Source organism: Fictibacillus sp. 26RED30, assembly GCF_015903845.1.
Taxonomy (GTDB): Bacteria; Bacillota; Bacilli; order Bacillales; family Fictibacillaceae; genus Fictibacillus; species Fictibacillus phosphorivorans.
In genome coordinates, this window is record NZ_JACZDV010000001.1 from 2,059,473 (window position 1) to 2,076,862 (window position 17,390).

General features: G+C 38.1%; 15 protein-coding genes. 7 read left to right on the forward strand and 8 right to left on the reverse strand.

Annotated features, from left to right (window positions below; all coding sequences use genetic code 11):
* Window positions 1-17 precede the first annotated feature (17 nt).
* Window positions 18-830, reverse strand: a complete 813-nt coding sequence (locus IHV11_RS10575; RefSeq protein WP_197194570.1) for a BsuPI-related putative proteinase inhibitor — start codon at window positions 828-830, stop codon at window positions 18-20.
* A 141-nt stretch (window positions 831-971) separates the two neighbouring features.
* Window positions 972-1,838, reverse strand: a complete 867-nt coding sequence (locus IHV11_RS10580; RefSeq protein ID WP_197194571.1) for a YitT family protein — start codon at window positions 1,836-1,838, stop codon at window positions 972-974.
* A gap of 160 nt (window positions 1,839-1,998) precedes the next feature.
* On the opposite strand from IHV11_RS10580, the gene IHV11_RS10585 reads away from it, so the two are divergent.
* Together IHV11_RS10585 and IHV11_RS10590 are read left to right on the forward strand one after the other, a co-directional pair.
* Entirely contained in the window at window positions 1,999-2,862 is an 864-nt protein-coding gene (locus IHV11_RS10585) for a DegV family protein (RefSeq protein ID WP_231619416.1), read from the forward strand.
* Between the two features lie 56 nt (window positions 2,863-2,918).
* Window positions 2,919-3,056 carry a DUF3941 domain-containing protein gene (locus IHV11_RS10590; protein WP_197194572.1) on the forward strand — a complete coding sequence of 46 codons (138 nt, stop codon included), beginning with the start codon at window positions 2,919-2,921 and terminating at the stop codon, window positions 3,054-3,056.
* Window positions 3,057-3,122: 66 nt separating this feature from the next.
* Here IHV11_RS10590 and IHV11_RS10595 read toward each other — a convergent pair whose 3' ends face one another.
* Window positions 3,123-4,256 carry a histidine kinase N-terminal domain-containing protein gene (locus IHV11_RS10595; RefSeq protein ID WP_197194573.1) on the reverse strand — a complete coding sequence of 378 codons (1,134 nt, stop codon included), beginning with the start codon at window positions 4,254-4,256 and terminating at the stop codon, window positions 3,123-3,125.
* Window positions 4,257-4,619: 363 nt separating this feature from the next.
* Here IHV11_RS10595 and IHV11_RS10600 point away from each other — a divergent pair, with 363 nt between their 5' ends.
* The 3 genes from IHV11_RS10600 to ligD are packed head-to-tail and all read left to right on the forward strand — an operon-like array spanning window position 4,620 to window position 7,368.
* Complete coding sequence (locus IHV11_RS10600) at window positions 4,620-5,507, forward strand: Ku protein (protein WP_197194981.1); 888 nt, start codon at window positions 4,620-4,622, stop codon at window positions 5,505-5,507.
* Window positions 5,504-6,475: an RNA ligase family protein gene (locus IHV11_RS21205; protein WP_231620226.1), complete on the forward strand. Its 972-nt coding sequence runs from the start codon at window positions 5,504-5,506 to the stop codon at window positions 6,473-6,475. The genes IHV11_RS10600 and IHV11_RS21205 overlap by 4 nt, the downstream gene beginning before the upstream one ends.
* Entirely contained in the window at window positions 6,448-7,368 is a 921-nt protein-coding gene (gene ligD, locus IHV11_RS21210) for a non-homologous end-joining DNA ligase (RefSeq protein ID WP_231620227.1), read from the forward strand. The genes IHV11_RS21205 and ligD overlap by 28 nt, the downstream gene beginning before the upstream one ends.
* Window positions 7,369-7,523: 155 nt before the next feature.
* On the opposite strand, the gene IHV11_RS10610 is transcribed toward ligD, so the two are convergent.
* The 5 genes from IHV11_RS10610 to IHV11_RS10630 all read right to left on the reverse strand — a co-directional run bounded on the left by IHV11_RS10610 (window position 7,524) and on the right by IHV11_RS10630 (window position 13,830).
* Window positions 7,524-8,552, reverse strand: a complete 1,029-nt coding sequence (locus IHV11_RS10610) for a LacI family DNA-binding transcriptional regulator (RefSeq protein WP_197127500.1) — start codon at window positions 8,550-8,552, stop codon at window positions 7,524-7,526.
* Between the two features lie 198 nt (window positions 8,553-8,750).
* Complete coding sequence (locus IHV11_RS10615; RefSeq protein ID WP_197194574.1) at window positions 8,751-10,277, reverse strand: alpha-amylase family glycosyl hydrolase; 1,527 nt, start codon at window positions 10,275-10,277, stop codon at window positions 8,751-8,753.
* 30 nt (window positions 10,278-10,307) lie between these two features.
* Complete coding sequence (locus IHV11_RS10620; RefSeq protein WP_197127498.1) at window positions 10,308-11,144, reverse strand: sugar ABC transporter permease; 837 nt, start codon at window positions 11,142-11,144, stop codon at window positions 10,308-10,310.
* 1 nt (window position 11,145) lies between these two features.
* The gene (locus tag IHV11_RS10625) at window positions 11,146-12,408 is read right to left on the reverse strand and encodes a carbohydrate ABC transporter permease (protein WP_197194575.1); all 1,263 of its coding nucleotides are present in this window, start codon (window positions 12,406-12,408) and stop codon (window positions 11,146-11,148) included.
* A gap of 156 nt (window positions 12,409-12,564) precedes the next feature.
* Window positions 12,565-13,830, reverse strand: coding sequence for an extracellular solute-binding protein (locus IHV11_RS10630; protein ID WP_197194576.1), 1,266 nt, complete (start codon window positions 13,828-13,830; stop codon window positions 12,565-12,567).
* Between the two features lie 336 nt (window positions 13,831-14,166).
* Between IHV11_RS10630 and IHV11_RS10635 the strand changes: the two genes are divergently transcribed.
* Together IHV11_RS10635 and IHV11_RS10640 are read left to right on the forward strand one after the other, a co-directional pair.
* Window positions 14,167-15,891 carry a glycoside hydrolase family 13 protein gene (locus IHV11_RS10635; RefSeq protein ID WP_197194577.1) on the forward strand — a complete coding sequence of 575 codons (1,725 nt, stop codon included), beginning with the start codon at window positions 14,167-14,169 and terminating at the stop codon, window positions 15,889-15,891.
* 116 nt (window positions 15,892-16,007) lie between these two features.
* Window positions 16,008-17,363, forward strand: coding sequence for an MATE family efflux transporter (locus tag IHV11_RS10640; protein WP_197194578.1), 1,356 nt, complete (start codon window positions 16,008-16,010; stop codon window positions 17,361-17,363).
* Window positions 17,364-17,390 lie beyond the last annotated feature (27 nt).

Below are 17,390 nucleotides of genomic sequence, written 5' to 3' on the forward strand. Positions count from 1 at the left end.
GTACACATGACTAACGTCTATTTGAATGATTGAAGCGGCACCGCTAGTGTATCTGATTTCCCCCCATTTTTAGGATTGTAGTTAAACAATTCAAGCATGAGGGTGCCGTTTATAGGTAAATCTTCCTCCGGAATGTTAATGTTAAACGAGAATGGAGCCCAAGCTGGTGCACCTTCAGCTGTTTGTTCATGTCTTTCAATAAAAACGTTATGACCATCAGATACTGAATAGGCAAAAGATGCTTCAAATACTCTCGCCTCTCCTGAAACTTTGTAACTACCGTCTTTTCCTGAAAAGTGTATGTTTCGAAAAGAATTATTTCTCAGTTCTTCAGTTCCTCCTTGAAGAGTGAGCGTTTCTTTCACTGTTATATTCTCAGTCTTCAATGAACCAGGTGAGATTTCATTCGGTAGAAAGGTTGCGTTCACTTTATAGATCCCGGCTTTTCTTTTTGCAGCAGAGAGTTTCCACTTTGTTTTCCAAATGTGACTTGCTCCTGCTTTTATCTGTACATCCTCTTGTTTTTTCTCATAGTTTTTCCCTTTAGAATGCCTGAAAACTTCTTTACTTGAAGAATCCACTATAGAAACATCGAACATCTTGGAACTGTTGAATGATAAAGTTACAGTATGATTGCTTTGGTTCTCGAGAACAGCCAGTATATCAATGCCATCGTTTCTTTGTTGGATGGATAGAACGGGATTAAGCTGAGAAGCTACTTCACCGTGTTTTTCTTTAGGCTTCTCCTTTTCCTTGCTGCAAGCTGACATTAGAAAAATAACTGCACAAACGGTTAGAAAGACTATAACGGTCGTTTTATAGTGCTTCATGTTAACAAATCACCTCACTTTCATTCTTACCTTTATATGGTGATTTTATTGAAAACATTCGCAAAAAACACACGGTATGGACCTTGTCCATACCGTGTGTACAAAAGTAAAGTTTTGTAATTGTGTGGGGTCAGACCCCCCTCAGTCGTTTCTGAAGAAGCCGTAGATGCCCGTTGTGTGCACGATATTTGTGAAGGCTTTCGGATCAACTTCTTTAAGAACCTGTTCTAAATCATATAGTTCATATCGTGTGATAACGATGATAAGCATCTCTTTATCTTGCTTAGAGAAAGCTCCTTTTGCAGGTACGATCGTTATTCCTCGAACCATCTTACCGTGGATCGCTTCTTGGATCTCATTCCCCTTCTTAGTAACAATCATTGCCGTAAGCTTTTCGTGACGCGTATGTACCGCGTCAATAACACGTGATGATACATAGAGAGCTACAAGCGTATATAACGCCTTCTCCCATCCAAATAGGAAACCTGCAGCGAGGATGATCAAGCCGTTTAGGATAAAGAAATAACCACCGATCGGTTTGTTCTTCATTCTCGATAAGATCATAGCGATGATATCAAGTCCACCTGTTGAAGCTCCATACTTTAAGGTAACGCCTACACCTAAAGCTGCTATAACTCCGCCGAACACAGCATTCAGCAAAATATCAGAAGAAACAACGGTTATGGGTATGATCTCTAGAAATGCCGTGATCATGATAACGCTCAAGAAGCTATATACCGTAAAAGACTTTCCTACTTTCAGCCAGCCTAAAATCGTAACAGGAATATTAAACAATAAGTACAAAATACCAGTGCTGATCGGGAAAGCAGTGTTAACGAGTAAGGATGAAATCAACTGGGAAACCCCAGTAAATCCACTAGCATAAACTTTTGCCGGTATTAAGAACATGTTAAGAGATACGGCATTAAGCAGGGCTCCTACAATGATAAAAAAGATCTTTTTTAGTTCAGTTATACCTAAGTCGCTTAAGCGAAAACGTTCTGTCATAAGTGAGAGTCCCTCCTTTTTTCATTAATCCAAGATTTATTTTTAACAGATAAAGATACCCCGAGTCAATAGTCATAAGAGCTATTTTTCAAACATGATCATTGCCTTTTCATTCCAACACAAGTTAAACTATAGAAAAAAGCCAAGCAGGTGAACTATAATGACTACGATAATAACCGATACAGGATCTGATCTACCTAAACAGCTTTTGGATGAATACGAGATTATTATGCTTCCTTTAATCGTTCAAGTAAATGATGAAGAGTATTTAGATCGATCTAATATCGAACCAAAACAGTTATATACATATATGAAGGAAGGCGCTGTTCCTAAAACGGCTCAAGTCCCTCCATCTATTATTAAAGAAACTTTAACTTCATTTGCAAGGAATGGCCAACCTGCCATTTATATTACTTTGTCCTCAGGAATCAGCGGAACCTATCAGACAGCTGTTCTTATGAAAAATGAAGTACTTGAAGAATTTCCAAACGCTCAGATTGAAGTCTTTGATAGCCAATCTGCATCATTAGGATATGGATTAATGGTGCATGAAGCTGCTAAAGAAGCGAAGGAAGGAAAATCTTTTGATGAAATCCTTCAAACCCTTCAACATTACCAAAACCATCTAGAACATATTTTTACCGTAGATGACCTTGAATATTTATTGCGTGGCGGCAGAGTGAGTAAAACGGCGGCAGTCATGGGAACACTCTTAAAAATAAAACCTGTTCTTCATATGGAAGACGGAAAATTGTTTCCACTCGAAAAACTACGTGGAAAGAAAAAAGTTTTAGGACGCATGGTAGAAATCATGAAGGAAAGAGCTTCTTCTCTTGATGACATAACGATCGGTATCAGTCATGCAGATGATACTGAAACGGCGAAAGCATTAAAAGATTTAATTATTGAAGAAACAGGAAACAAAAATATTTTAGTTACAATGATCGGCTGTGCGATAGGCGCTCATGCAGGGCCAGGAACAATTGCTTTATTCTTCTTAAATACACCTAAAAATGTATCTTAAAACATGATGAATAATGGAACCCCTTCTGACAGATGTTAGAATCAGGAGGGATATTTATGACACACCGTAATACGAAAGACAATAATAAACGACCAGCAGATAATCAGGCTATGAACCAAATGAAAAATGAAGCAGAGCTCCAAAGTAAACAAAACGGAAAACAACCTTATTCTAAAAAACCTGATCATCTTTAAAGACAGGAAAAGCCCCCTTTTGAAAGGGAGCTTTTTTTTTCATTATTTAACATTTATCATCACCGTTTAGATGATTGGAAATTTAATCGTAAAACAAGTATCGTCTTTCGTTGAAGATACTTCAATCGTACCATTATGCTTTTCAACGATCTGTTTACACACAGAAAGCCCAAGCCCTGTTCCAAGTGACTTTGTCGTAACAAAAGGTTCAAACACGTTCTCGAGTAAATAATCAGGAATCGGGTTACCATTATTGCAGATTGATAATTCTGCCATGTTTTCTTCGTTTTTCCTTAGTGATACTTTAATCTTTCTCTCACCGTTCCAACCGCTCAATTCTTCGACTGCATTCACTAGAATATTTAATAACACTTGTTTGATCTGTGAACTGTCTCCTTCGGTATATACGGAATTTTCGACTTGTGAGATGGTTACGATATTCGCTTCAGTAAAACGCGGATACATAAAATTAAGCATTTCTTTCAAGAGGGATGATAAAGAGACTTTTTCAAGCTTATCTTCTAAGCCTCTCATCTTTGATAAATATAAAAATTGCGTTATCTTTTCTTCAAGACTCTGCATCTCATTTTGAATAATTTCAAAGTAATACTCTGATTGGTCTGTTTTATTTAATTCCTTTTGTAGAAGGTAGATAAATCCTTTAACTGAAGTCAGCGGATTTCTGAATTCATGAGCAAAGCTGGCGGCGATCTGCCCAAGCATCGTTAATCGATCGTGATGCATCTCTTGAATGAACTGATTTTTCCGATCAATAATTGAATCCTTAAGTGCTGTGTATTCTTTTACACTCAAAAAGACGAGCTGATCAAAATACCGCTGCATCTTTAATACCCCATCACCTTTTAATTGATCATTTAAAAGTGAACACATTAAAAGTTCATAAACGATGCTTCGTCCAACGTTGATGTTGTGAACGAAATCGCCTACGTTCGCTTTGGCTTCGATTCTTTCTTTGGCAATCTTGCTTGTTAAAGCCTTTAGCCTTTCGAGTGACCCTGTTTCTAAATAATTAATTAATTCTATGATCGTTTGATGGCCGTTCTTTTTCACTTCTTCAAAGAAAGGGTCATTTTGAGGCAACAGTACGTTCTCCAGCCATTTTTCAACAATGCTTGTTTTTTGCATCTTCAAGAATTGAGCAAGTTCTGTATTTGTTTGTATGTTTGTACTGCTATCCAATGTTATCACCCTTTTATTGAAAGCGGCTGTTTTCGTTTTCATTGTTGCTTTCGATAGTTGTTGATTTCCGCTCTTAGGTTGCTCGCCTTCCATGGGGCGTGCATGTAGTCTCCACCTGCCCGCTCGTTCCATAAGAGTCTCGAACCTTTTACTATAAACAACTTGTCAATGATGTGTAATTATTCGAAATCAAAAGCAACAATCATTAGAAAAGAGCCTATTGAAAATCTCTATTCTCATTATGAATGATATTGCATGTTTCTACAATGCATTGTCGAAATCTGTATAAACTATGGAAAAATATACATGATGTTGATACGTCTGGAGAAACTATTTGTAAATGAGTTTGGAAGGATGGTCATGATGCACACGATGTGGAAAGGTGCGATTAGCTTTGGTCTTGTGAATATACCGATCAAGCTGTTTGCTGCAACTGAGAATAAAGATATTAAGATGAGATATTTACATGAAAAGTGCCATAGTCCTGTTCAGTATGAAAAAATCTGCCCTGTATGTGAAGAGACTGTGGATTCAAAAGAAATCGTTAAAGGTTATGAGTATGAACCGGGTAAATTCGTAGTTGTTGAGAAAGAAGAACTTGATGAATTAGCAGGTGTATCTGATAAATCGATCGAGATCATTGATTTTATTAAATTAGAAGAGATTGATCCTATCTTTTATAATCGTTCTTATTTCGTTGGACCTGGCGAGAATGGGACAAAATCTTTCGCACTCTTGAAAAAAGCTATGGAAGATACCGGAAAGATCGGACTTGCTAAATTTACACTTCGATCAAAGGAACATCTTGCAGCTGTTCGAGTGTACAAGAACGGTTTAGTTCTAGAAACTATCTTCTACCCGGACGAAGTAAGAAATGTTGACCATGTTCCTGGTTTAACAGATGAAGTGTCATTAAATGAAAAAGAAGTTGAGATGGCTAAACAGCTTATCGAACAATTAACAGCTCCGTTTGAGCCTGAAAAGTATGAAGACGAATATCGTGAAGCGGTTCTCGAATTGATCAACAGCAAGATTTCTGGTGATGAAGTGAAAGTTGCTAAAGAAAAGCCAAAAACAAATGTCGTGGATCTTATGGAAGCACTTCAGGCCTCTATCAATGAGAGTAAAGGAAAAGAATCGACTGATAACAATAAGAAAACAAAGGATACCTCGTCTAAAAACAGTAAAAGTGCGGATGAACCAAAACCTAAGAAGAAAAAAACATCTGCAAAGAAGAAAGCTAGTTCATGATTCAACACTTTTTAAAGCCCATGCTCCCTTCTCTTTCAAACGAATTGCCGGAAGAGAGTCATTGGGTATATGAAGTGAAATACGACGGTTTTAGATGTTTACTTTATTGGGATCACGCGAATGTTATCATGACATCTAGAAATGGTCATCCTCTGCATACCATTTTCCCTGAGGTTGTAGATCACCTTAAAACGATCGAGAATAAAGTCAAAGACTTGTTCCCCATACTTTTAGATGGAGAACTATGTATTCTAGAAAATGAAAATAAAGCAAACTTTGAACAGATTCAAAAAAGAGGCCGACTAAAACAGCTCGATAAAATTGTGATAGCTTCTAAACAATATCCTTCTTCTTTTTGCGCGTTTGATCTGCTTGCCATAGAGAATGAATATATGAATACACTACCCTTTTTGGATCGCAAAGAAAAATTGCGAAAACTGCTTCAGACTACAGGTACTACAGGTATTCCTAACATTAAAATATCACCCGATCGCCGTCTTAATTTTATCAATTTCACTTCTGAAAAATCTAAAATCATGGAGGATGTGAAAGGAAGTAATAGCGAAGGAATTGTGGCGAAGAAGCTTTATAGTAAATGGTCTTCTGGCATCCGAACGAACGAATGGATCAAAGTTAAAAATCTTAAATTCCATCCTTTTATTTTATTAGGTTACGATTCAGAGAACGGGTTTTTTCATGTTGGCGTTATTAAAGATCGTTCTGTTCAATTCGTGGGGTTATTCTCTCATGGCATTTCCCCTCAAGAGAAGGAAGCTTTGATACAAATTATAAAGAAAAATATTGCCAGCAGGAACGGATCTCTTATTTTAATAGAGCCGTCAATCTGCGTAGAACTTTCTTATTTAGAACTATATAAAAATCAATTGAGACAGCCAAGGTTTGTTTCATTCCGTTTTGATACAAATTGGGAGGATTGTACATGGGAAAGTCTACAAAAGAACAAGTAGATCTCAACGTAAACAACGAGATCGTAACATTAACAAGCCCTAACAAACCACTTTGGCCAGATCTTGAAATTGTAAAAGTCGAATATATTAACTATTTAACCCAAATTGCACCTTATATGCTGCCTTTTTTAACAAACCGGGCTTTAACGGTAATCAGATATCCTCATGGAGTTGGTGAGGAGCGCTTTTATCAAAAGAATTGTCCTGATTATGCTCCACACTATGTACATACGAGTATAGAAGAAGATATTAATTATATTGTTTGTAATAACTTACCTACACTACTTTGGCTTGGAAACCAGCTTGCCTTTGAGTTTCATATTCCATACCGAACAGTTAAGAATAGTCATCCATCTGAGATCGTGATGGACTTAGATCCTCCATCTCGAAAGGAATTTCATCTTTCTGTCGAAGCTGCGCTATTGATAAAAGAAGTGTGTGACAAGTTACATCTCACTACATTTATCAAAACAAGCGGTAATAAAGGCATGCAGATATACATTCCGTTACCTGAACAAGCCGTTACCTTCGAAGACTCACGACTATTCACAGCGTTTCTAGCCCATTATTTAATCGAACGAGAGCCGAAATGGTTTACAATTGAACGTTTAAAAAAGAACAGAGGCAACCGTTGTTACATTGATTATATTCAACACGCAGAAGGCAAAACAATCATTGCTCCCTATTCTGTAAGAGGAAATGATGATGCTTTAGTTGCCACTCCTTTATACTGGGAAGAAGTGAACGCTGCATTAAAGCCTGAGCAATTTCCCCTTACCACCATCATCGATCGTATAAACGATGTAGGTGACCCGTTTAAAAATTTTTATTCTTGTAAAAGTAAACAGCCTATCCTACCTGTTATTAATGCTCTTAAAGAAAAAAGCCTCTAAGAAGATTTCAACACATCTTCTTGAGGCTTTTTTTGTATACTTTGTTGCTATCGTTCCGCTCAATGTAACACGCTTTCCAAGGGGATGCGATGAGCCTCCAGCCCCTAAACACCATAAGGAGTCTCCACCTGACAGCTCGTTCCATAGGCAGATCATTACTTTTCGCTAACTTTACTGCACGTCTGCCTTTCGATCAATTGAAAAGGTACGACTACTCGTTTTGCTTCTTTTTCTGGACATTGAATGCATTCTAGAAGTCCCTTAGCCGCTTCATAACCAAGTTTAAAGATATTGATATCTACTGATGTTAGTGAAGGGGATGAGAGTTCAGATAGCATAACGTTGTTGAAACTTAGTAATGAGATGTCATCTGGTACGCTCACTCCTAACTCGTTTAATGTGCTCAGCACACCGAAGGACATAACGTCATCAATAACAAGAAGTGCCGACGGAGGCTCATTTAGCGCGAGGAGCTCTTTAACTGCTTCCTGCCCGCCTTCTTTTAAGAACTCCTCATGAACGATGTACTCATCTTTATAAGGCAGACCCGCATTTCGGATCGCTTTTTCATAGCCTAATAACCGGTCGATGGTTACGACTAGATTTAAATTTCCACCTACAAACCCGATTCGTTCATGACCAAGTGATATGAGATATTCAGTCATTTCTTGAGCAGCTTTGAAGTTGTCATTATCTATATGTGTGATAGTTTCAGCGTTCTTAAACGGCTTTCCGATTACCGTGAAAGGAAATTTCTGTTCTTGTAAGTAGCACATGATCCGATCATCTACACGTGAATACAACATAACGATTCCATCCACTCGACGTCCTTGTACCATTCGAACAACACCTTCAAATATTTCATCTTCTGTATTTCCAGTCGACATGTATAGAGCGTATTCTTGCTCATGTGCAATGGTACTGATGCCTCTGATTACTTCTGGAAAAAACGGATTCTGGAAGGCTTTGTCAGCAGAACTAGGCATGACAAGTCCGATCGCCTGTGTGCTTCGGTTTGCCAAACTTCTCGCATTAAAGTTTGGATGATAGCCAAGATAGTCCATCGCTTCTTTTACTTTTCGTTTTGTTTTTTCTGATATTCGAGGATTATTCGCGATTACCCTTGAAACGGTTGAGGGTGCAACATCTGCTAATTTTGCTACATCTTTTATAGTAACTGACATGGTATAGTCCTCCTTTCAGACTATTTGGCTTAGTGTATACGCTTACTTAATTCCATCAATAATTGTATAGAATTCGTAGGAAAAAAGAAATAATAATTCCTTTCCACTTTTAATGTTTTTCACTATTTTTGTAAATTGAACGGTTTCTTTTAGACTATAAGGCTTAAATCGTTTTATTCCGCTACTAGCTGGTTATTATTAGCGTTGTTTTCTTCTTCTGATCAGATAGAAAGAGCTCACTATTACTACAACAATTGCTACAGCAACAATCGTATATAGCTTCCATTGTGAATCTGCTTTTTGAACAGCATATATCTCAGCCGTTTCCCCAGCCATATTCACTTCAACAGAAGTATCATGCACCTTTATCTCTTCGTTTGATAAAAGACTCACAAGCTTTTTATTATGAAGGCTTTTATCTGAAAAAGAAATACCCGACTTCTTCTTATCATTGTTAAACACGATAAATAATGTTTCATTTTGAAATTTTCGTTTAAAGACCGCTTTCCCATCTTTATCAACAATCATTGAATAATCGCCCCGTCTAAGTGCAGGATGTTTTTGTCTAAGTTTTCCTAATTTAGAAGTGAACGTTTCAAACTCCTTATTTTGAGTAAAGTCCATCATGTGACGGTTGTCCGGATCTTTGGCTCCGTCCATCATATGCTCTGTTCCTTGATAGAGGATAGGAATACCAGGTGCCGAGTAAAGATAGGTAAGAGCAAGCTTCAGCCTTTTTTCGGGATCTTCTTGCTTCAACAGCACTTCACGTACAAATCGAATGTTATCATGATTATCAATAAAGTTTCCTAACGTATACGGATCTTTATAATAGAATTTATTCCGCTCCCATACAGCGTTCAGCTCTGAAAGTGATTGACCACTTTGTCTAAAGATACGAACCATCTCATTAAACAAAGGATAGTCTACAAACGATTGAATTCCTGCTTTATTGTACTCAGCAATATATTTTGGATCATTGTGCCAAACTTCACCAATTAAATAAAAGCCAGGCTTTGCTTTCTTCACTCGTTCAGAAAAATCTATCCAAAAGTCTTTGGGCACATGTTTAACAGTATCTAAGCGGTAGCCGTCTATATCTGTTTCTTTAATCCAATATTCAGCCATGTCGAGTAAATACTTACGTGTTTCATTGTTCTCTGTGTTCAGATCGGGCAAGCCAGCAAGCCAGCCGTTCTCAACTTCTTGTTGGTTATCCCAGTTCCCGATCTCCATCTCTGGGTGAAACCAAGCCTTTTTTGACGCCTCATCTAACCAAGGATGTTTATAGCCTGTATGATTTACGACTAGATCTAATATAATTTTTATATCACGATCATGCGCTTTTTTAACAAGTTGCTTCAACTCATCCTTTGAACCAAAATGTTCTTCCGTTTCATAGAAATTCTCCGTCCAATAACCGTGATAGCCACCGGGTTCGTTCTTAACCACAGGTGTTAGCCATATCGCCGTAACCCCAAGATCATCAAGATAATCAAGCTTATCCATTATCCCTTTGAAGTCTCCCCCATGGTAAGCTGTGGGGTCATTAAGATCTACATCAAAATCGTTATCTTTGTTTCCATTATTAAACCGGTCCACCATAATAAAGTAGATTGTCTCGTCTTTCCATGATCGTTCTTCCTTTTTTTCTGCAAGCGCTTTATTTTGAACAGATAAAAAAAGAAGAAACGACATAGCTAAGAATATCATTCTTTTGCCCATCGCCGTTCCTCCTATAGTAAGGTGCTGTGATTAACCTTTAGTACCACCAGCAGTTAAGCCAGAGATAAAGTAACGCTGCAGTGATAAGAATAATAGACCAATCGGAATCGCTACTAATACAGAACCCGCTGCAAACAATGTAAAACTGTTACCGAATTCGTTCTTAATCATGTTAAACAGTCCAACCGCAAGTGTCATCTTCTCATCTGAACTGATCAGAATGGACGCTAAGATAAAATCAGCGAACGGTGAGATGAAACTGAAAAGTGCGATTACCGCTAAGATTGGCTTTGAAAGCGGCAGGATGATCTGCCAAAAGATACGAAAGTGACCAGCGCCATCAATTCGCGCAGATTCGTCTAGTTCTTTTGGAATCGTATCGTAATAGTTCTTTGCCAAGTATGTGTTCATCGGAATCAATCCACCGACATAAACAAGGATTAAGGCAAAGTGTGTATCAAGCAATCCTACTTGGTAAGCTAGGATGTAGATTGCAAGAATCGCTACGAATTGTGGAATCATCTGCAAAATTAGGAAAAGAAGCAATCCGTTCTTACGACCAACAAACTTATATCTTGAGAAAGCATAAGCCGTTAAGCCAATAAAGATTACAGAAAGTACCATTGTTATAAAACAGATTTTTAGCGTGTTCCAATACCAGATTAGATAATCCGTTTCAGCGAACAGCTCTTTATAGTGAGCTAGAGTTGCATTCTCTGGAATGATCGTCGAACTTGATAAAGTGTTACCTGGATTGAATGAAGATCCAATTACCCAAAGAATTGGGTAGACCACAATCGCAATTGCTGACAATAGTACTAGATAGGACAGAGTTAATCGTATTCTTCTTGCTGTTTTTATACTCATATTAAATCATTCCTTCGTCCTTAAATGATTTCGTTTTTCTAAACTGCCACAATGCAAGTGACACGATGATCAACGATAATAATACAGTTACAGCTGCTGCCTTACTATATTGAGCTGAAGTCATCGTTAAGTTGTAGATCCAAGAGATCAAGATGTCTGTCCCTCCTGCATTTTGATCAGCTACTGCAGGTCCACCGTTGTTGAATAGATAGATAACGTTAAAGTTATTAAAGTTAAACGTGTATTGTGTGATTAATATTGGTGCTGTTGTAAATAAGACCATCGGCAGTGTGATCTTACGGAATTTATCCCAATTTGATGCCCCATCTACAGTTGCAGCTTCATAAAGTTCACCAGGAATAGACTGAAGTACTCCTGTAGTCATAGCCATGATGAACGGGAAACCAAGCCAAGATTGGATGAAGATCAAAGCGATCTTTGTATAAAAAGGATCAGTCATCCAAGGTATGGAATCGATTCCAAGAGGTGCTAAAATAGATTGGTTGATTGCTCCAAACGTGTCATTAAATAATCCAGAGAAAATTAAGATCGAAACGAATGCTGGCACTGCCCAAGGTAAGATTAAAAGTGTACGAATAATCCCTTTAAACTTAATTTCTTTCTGGTTCAATACAACTGCTAAGAAAATACCAACAGAAACTTGAAGTGTAGTAGCTGTAAATGTCCATATAATCGTCCATGCAAATACAGAGATAAACGTTTCACGCCAAATGTCTAGTGAGAAGATTTCGATAAAGTTCTTAAACCCAACCCAATCAACAAGCTTCGCTGGTGGAGAGTTGTATAGATTATAGTTTGTGAATGCTAACAACAACATAAAGATGATCGGAAAAATGACAACGAAGATCAACAGTAAGAATCCAGGTCCCACCATTAGATAAGGAAATCCTTTGTCTACAACATTATGATATTGCTCTTTTAGTGAGTTAAGTTTCAAGCCGTTATCACGTTTTTTCCCATTTTGGAACGCATCATAGATATTAAAGTAGTAAAACCCTAAACCGATGCCTACTACTAGTATGGAAATAACGCCGTTCACAAGTAAGAAGATGGAATGATCTCTAGGCACTTCTGTACCTAGTGTTACGATTCCCCAAAGTCCGATATTCAGAAAATCAAGAAATGCAATAAAGTAACATATCGCTAAAAACAAGAATGCGAAACCTTTAACAAATTGCTTGTTATAGAATTGCCCCATTCCTGGAATGATGGACAGCAAAGCTGCCGTCTTACGGTGTGTCATTACAGGTTTCCCCTTTCTTTTCCCCACTAACTGTTTTGTGTGTAGTTCGAAAGATTTTAGGACCCATACATAAGCGAAATCTTTCCAACACACACAATAGTTAGAGAAAGCAGTACCCGCGACGTCTGGGTACCGCTTTCCACTTATTGCTTATTATTATTTACCATGGTTCGCTTCAATGTTTTGTCCAATCGTCTTAACTGCGCTTTCTAGAGCAGCTTTTGGCTCAGACTTGCCAGTAGCAGATAATTGAAGTGCATTTGCAGCTGGAGCCCAAACTTCTGCCATTTCAGGAATGTTAGGCATTGGAACTCCACGTTCTGATTGAACTGCTACAGCTTTAGCTGCTTCGTTGTCTGCAATGATTGGGTCCTCCATTAAAGATACAACTGGAGGAATTTCTGCTGTTTTCTCAAAACGAGTCTTAGCGCTTTCTTCGTTTGTAATGAACTCAACCAGTTTAGCAGCCCATTCTTGGTTAGGAGAGAACTGACTTACGTTGTAACCTTTAACTCCGATGAATGTTTTAACATCTTCACCGTTTGGAAGTTTAGGCATTGGTGCAACACCGATATCGATTCCAGCATCTTTATAGCCTTGGAAAGACCAAGGTCCGTTCATTACAGAAGCAACTTTACCTTCTTGGAAAAGACCATCGATTGTTTGTCCTGCTTTTTCACCGATGATTCCTTTTGGGAACAAGCCATCTTTGTACCAGCTAGTGATATAATCTAGTCCTTCAACTGCACCTTTGTTAGAAAGGCCAAGGTCTTTAGGATCTAATGTTCCGTTGTCGTCTTTAAATACATAGCTTCCATATCCAGAAAGCACACCATTTGCAAAGTAGAAATCAGTCCAGTTTGCTAGGAAACCGTATTGCGCTCCACCTTTATCACCTTTAGAGAATGCAAGAACATCTTCTAAAGATTCTGGTGCTTCAGGCATCTGTTTTTTATTGTAGATAAATACTGGTGTTTCTGTTGACTTAGGAAGTCCGTAAAGTTTCCCATCATATGTTAATGCGTTAATTGAAGATTCAGTGTAAAGCTTTGTTACATCATCAGATACTTCGATCGGTGCGATCAGACCTTCGATCGCTAATGGTCCAATACGGTCATGCGGAGTTGTAATAACATCCGGTCCTTTTTTAGCTGGTCCATCAAGACGAAGCTTCTCTTGCTGGTCTAGCATTGGAATTTCTTTTAGCTCAACTTTGATGCCGTATTTCTCTTCGAACTTTTTAATAGCATCTTTTGTTCCAGCACCTTTTTCTTGGTCTTCCCACATAACTAATTTTTCAGGCTTGTCTGAGCCAGATTCTTTCTTACCGCCTGTAGAAGAACTATCTTCTTGCGGTCCGCAAGCAGCTAACGCACTTGCAGCTAGAGCAAAAGTTAAAGGCAATGCTAATAACTTTTTCATCAATTGTACCCCCCATTATTGTTAAAAGATCAAAGCATACAAACGTTTGCACAGATTAGCAAAAAAAATGTTTTTCTGTCTTCTTATGAAGTTTTTTGCCGTTTATGAAAACGATTGCATTACCTGCTCAATTTCATTATACCTATGCTTTGAATTTTTACAATACTTTTTTAATTATTTTTGGTTTCGCTTTCATTTATCTTGATTTTATCGCTGAAAGCGGTTTATACTATCACCATTACAAGTTGAAGGCAATGTACGTTCCTTTAGGGGTACAACCTAGTTTTTATAGGTTGTGCCCCTTTTTTATTGCTGAAACTGAGAGGAGATCAAACTATGTTAAAAGAAGCAATCTACCACAGAGCAGGTAACAATTTTGCTTATGCTTATGACGAAACTACCCTCCACATCCGTCTTCGTACCAAAAAAGGTGATGTTGATTCTGTAACGTTAATTCACGGTGATCCTTATGACTGGACGAAGGATGGCTGGCAGACGTCTCGGTCACTGATGACTCTATCAGGTACAGATGAATATTTTGATTACTATTTTATTGCTATCTCTCCCCCGTTTCGCCGTTTACGCTATGGATTTGAACTGAAGAATGGTGATGAGACGTTGGTATATACTGAAAAAGGCTTCTATAATGAAGCTCCGTTCGATGACACAGCTTATTATTTTTGTTTTCCATTCTTAAATGGAATTGATGTATTTCGTGCCCCTTCTTGGGTAAAAGATACGGTTTGGTATCAAATATTCCCTGAACGTTTTGCGAATGGAGATACGAGCAACGATCCTGAAGGTTCTCTTCCGTGGGCTAGTGAAGAGCCGAAGTTCAACAATTTTTTTGGAGGAGATTTTCAAGGTGTGATCGATCATATCGATCATCTCGTTAAACTAGGTGTGACTGGTATTTATTTCACACCGATCTTTAAAGCGAAGTCTAACCACAAGTACGATACGATTGATTATTTAGAGATCGATCCACAATTCGGTGATAAAGAAACGTTTAAGCAATTAGTAAAAGTTTGCCATGAAAACGGAATTAAAGTTATGCTCGATGCTGTGTTTAATCACAGCGGATACTATTTTAAACCATTTCAGGACGTACTTCAGAATCAAGAGAATTCATCTTATAAGAATTGGTTCCATTTAAGAGAATTTCCAATCCAGACTGAACCACGCCCTAATTATGATACGTTTGCTTTCGAAAAAGCGATGCCGAAACTGAACACTGAAAACCCAGAGGTTCGCGAATACTTACTCAAGGTCGCTCGCTATTGGGTGGAAGAGTTTGATATTGATGGATGGAGATTAGATGTTGCCAATGAGGTTGATCATTCATTTTGGAGAGAATTCAGAACAGCTGTTAAGTCTGTCAAACCAGATGCATATATCTTAGGTGAGATCTGGCATGATTCCATGAACTGGCTACAAGGAGATCAATTCGACGCCGTTATGAACTATCCATTCACAAATGCGGCTCTTGATTTTGTAGCAAAAGAAACGATTGATGCAAAAGTGTTTGCGGAAAAAATGACGGCTGTACTTCATATGTATCCTGAAAATGTTAACGAAGCTGCGTTTAACCTATTAGGTTCACATGATACAAAACGTGTTCTAACGTTCTGTGATGAGAATAAGGATAAGATGAAGTTATTGTTTCTATTGATGTTAACCTTTAAAGGAACTCCATGTATCTATTATGGAGACGAGATCGGTATGACAGGTGGTAATGATCCAGGTTGCAGAAAATGTATGGAATGGGATGAAAACAAACAAGATTTAGATCTGTTTGAACATATTCAATCTTTGCTAACTCTTCGTCAAGTTCATAAAGTTCTAGCCAATGACGGCGAAATGAAGTTTATCAAGGTAAATGAGAAAACATTAGTATATGAGCGTTCATCAAATGAGGAAAATGTATGGATCCTTTTAAATGCGGGTGAAGAAAGCGCTGACCTTTCCATTGATATCCCTGAAGGCTACACACATATTTTGGGATCATCATTCTCAGGATCTTTGCCTGGATACGGCTTTAGTATATATAGAAGAAAATAAACATGTTCCCCCTCACTGTTAAAAGTGAGGGGATTTTATTTCAGTAACTACTCATACCTGATACAATAGGTAAATGTTATAACCATACAATATAAACACGATGGAGAGGGATTTACATGAAAGGCAACAAAGCTGCTAAGCTTTCCCTTTTTGCCATAACGTGGCCAATATTTATAGAAATAATGCTTCATATGTTGATGGGGAACGCTGATACTCTTATGCTCAGTCAATATTCTGATCATTCAGTGGCTGCTGTCGGACTCACTAATCAACTGTTATCGATTGTAATCGTTATGTTTGGATTTGTTGCAACAGGAGCGAGTGTAGTTATTGCACAGGCAATAGGTGCTAAACTTGAACGTACAGCTGCTGAAGTAGCAGTAGTTGCCATCTTAGGCAACTTGCTTTTTGGGGTACTCTTAAGCGCTGCATTACTTGTCTTTGGCGATGTATTTTTAACATGGATGAATACGCCACCAGAGTTAATGGCTGAAGCATCAAGCTATTTAATGATCGTAGGTGGATTTTCATTTATCCAATCGGTCATCATGACGATCGGAGCTGCCATTAGAAGCTACGGTTTTACGAAAGATGCCATGTATGTCACGATCGGGATGAACATCTTGAACGTATTTGGAAACTATTTATTTATCTTCGGTGCTTTCGGTTTTCCGGTATTGGGTGTTGAAGGTGTAGCGATTTCAACATCTGTTAGCCGATTTTTAGGTTTACTTGTAATTCTGTATCTGTTGTTTAAGCGCTCTTCTATACCATTACCTTTTTCCAGCTCATTCAAATTATTTCCTATTCATATAAAGGGTGTATTAAAAATCGGATTGCCATCAGCTGGAGAGCATCTATCTTATAGTGGATCTCAGATGCTGATTACGTTCTTCATCACGCTGCTTGGTACAACGGCACTTACTACAAAGGTATATACCTTTAATATTATGATGTTTATCTTCCTTTTCGCTGTAGCGATCGGCCAAGGTACACAGATATTAATTGGTCACTTAATCGGTGCTAAATCGTACGACTCTGCTTATAAGATGTGTCTCAAAAGTCAGACGTATGCCATGATCATAAGTTTTCTTATGGCAGGTATAGCTTCACTATTCGCAAAGCCACTTCTATCTATTTTCACAGATAATCCTGAGATTATTAAGGAGGGTACTATTCTTTTATACTTAACGCTCCTGCTCGAACCTGGCCGTTCTTTTAATCTTGTTATCATTTCAAGTTTGAGAGCTGCAGGTGATGTTAAGTTTCCCGTCATTATGGGTGTCATCTCTATGTGGGGAGTTAGTGTACCACTCGCATACTTGTTAGGGATTACTTTCGATCTTGGTTTAATAGGAATTTGGCTCGCCTTCACTGCAGATGAATGGCTGCGGGGACTCTTTATGCTGTCGAGGTGGCGAAAAAGAAAATGGCAAAAACAATTAGTCGTCAAACATGAAGCAACTGCATAAATTAAAAAACCGGAGAACAGAAATGTT

Excerpts from the sequence above, each read along its gene's own strand:
- IHV11_RS10575 (WP_197194570.1), bottom strand. The coding sequence starts at position 830 with ATGAAGCACTATAAAACGACCGTTATAGTCTTTCTAACCGTTTGTGCA.
- IHV11_RS10580 (WP_197194571.1), bottom strand. The coding sequence starts at position 1,838 with ATGACAGAACGTTTTCGCTTAAGCGACTTAGGTATAACTGAACTAAAA.
- IHV11_RS10585 (WP_231619416.1), top strand. The coding sequence starts at position 1,999 with ATGACTACGATAATAACCGATACAGGATCTGATCTACCTAAACAGCTT.
- IHV11_RS10590 (WP_197194572.1), top strand. The coding sequence starts at position 2,919 with ATGACACACCGTAATACGAAAGACAATAATAAACGACCAGCAGATAAT.
- IHV11_RS10600 (WP_197194981.1), top strand. The coding sequence starts at position 4,620 with ATGCACACGATGTGGAAAGGTGCGATTAGCTTTGGTCTTGTGAATATA.
- IHV11_RS21205 (WP_231620226.1), top strand. The coding sequence starts at position 5,504 with ATGATTCAACACTTTTTAAAGCCCATGCTCCCTTCTCTTTCAAACGAA.
- ligD (WP_231620227.1), top strand. The coding sequence starts at position 6,448 with ATGGGAAAGTCTACAAAAGAACAAGTAGATCTCAACGTAAACAACGAG.
- IHV11_RS10610 (WP_197127500.1), bottom strand. The coding sequence starts at position 8,552 with ATGTCAGTTACTATAAAAGATGTAGCAAAATTAGCAGATGTTGCACCC.
- IHV11_RS10615 (WP_197194574.1), bottom strand. The coding sequence starts at position 10,277 with ATGGGCAAAAGAATGATATTCTTAGCTATGTCGTTTCTTCTTTTTTTA.
- IHV11_RS10620 (WP_197127498.1), bottom strand. The coding sequence starts at position 11,144 with ATGAGTATAAAAACAGCAAGAAGAATACGATTAACTCTGTCCTATCTA.
- IHV11_RS10625 (WP_197194575.1), bottom strand. The coding sequence starts at position 12,408 with ATGACACACCGTAAGACGGCAGCTTTGCTGTCCATCATTCCAGGAATG.
- IHV11_RS10630 (WP_197194576.1), bottom strand. The coding sequence starts at position 13,830 with ATGAAAAAGTTATTAGCATTGCCTTTAACTTTTGCTCTAGCTGCAAGT.
- IHV11_RS10635 (WP_197194577.1), top strand. The coding sequence starts at position 14,167 with ATGTTAAAAGAAGCAATCTACCACAGAGCAGGTAACAATTTTGCTTAT.
- IHV11_RS10640 (WP_197194578.1), top strand. The coding sequence starts at position 16,008 with ATGAAAGGCAACAAAGCTGCTAAGCTTTCCCTTTTTGCCATAACGTGG.